The sequence below is a fragment of the Stenotrophomonas sp. CASM110 genome (assembly GCF_049384345.1).
Taxonomy (GTDB): domain Bacteria; phylum Pseudomonadota; class Gammaproteobacteria; order Xanthomonadales; family Xanthomonadaceae; genus Stenotrophomonas; species Stenotrophomonas muris.
In genome coordinates, this window is record NZ_JBMRGI010000051.1 from 1 (window position 1) to 523 (window position 523).

Genomic DNA, 523 nt, shown 5'->3' on the forward strand with positions numbered 1-523 from the left:
AAGTAGCTTGGGTCCCCACGCCGGATTCTCCCTGAACCGCCCGAACAGTTGGTTGAGTTGGCGCTCGAACTGATAAGACTGGGCAAGCGGGGAGAGCTCTCGACCCTGTCAGCCTAGCGGAGTTCTGTCATGTTTGGGATCGGGATCGATGTGAGCAAAGCCACGCTGGATGTGGCCGTCCATGGAGAGCAGTTTCGCCAATTCAGCAACGACAAGCGCGGCTTTGTGCGCTTGATTCGGTGGCTGAAGACGTGGCCGATCAAGCAGGTCGTTCTTGAGGCAAGCGGGGGCTACGAGCGTGCTGCTCTGGATGTATTGCACGCCGCCGGCCTGCCGATGGTGCGAATCAATCCGGCGCGTGCACGGCGATTTGCCCAAGGCACGGGCCGTGCCGCCAAGACCGATCGGCTCGATGCGACAGTGCTGGCGCAGATGGCCCATTTGTTACCGCTGACCCGCTACGTACCGCCTGCCCCTTGGCAGCAGCGTCTGGCTGAATTTGCGCAATGCCGCAGGCATCTGG

Annotated in this window: 1 pseudogene; it reads left to right on the top strand. The window is 61.4% G+C overall.

The features are described from left to right. Nucleotides 1-129: 129 nt before the first annotated feature. Nucleotides 130-523, top strand: a pseudogene (locus VG561_RS21145) (IS110-like element ISStma6 family transposase); the annotation flags it as partial.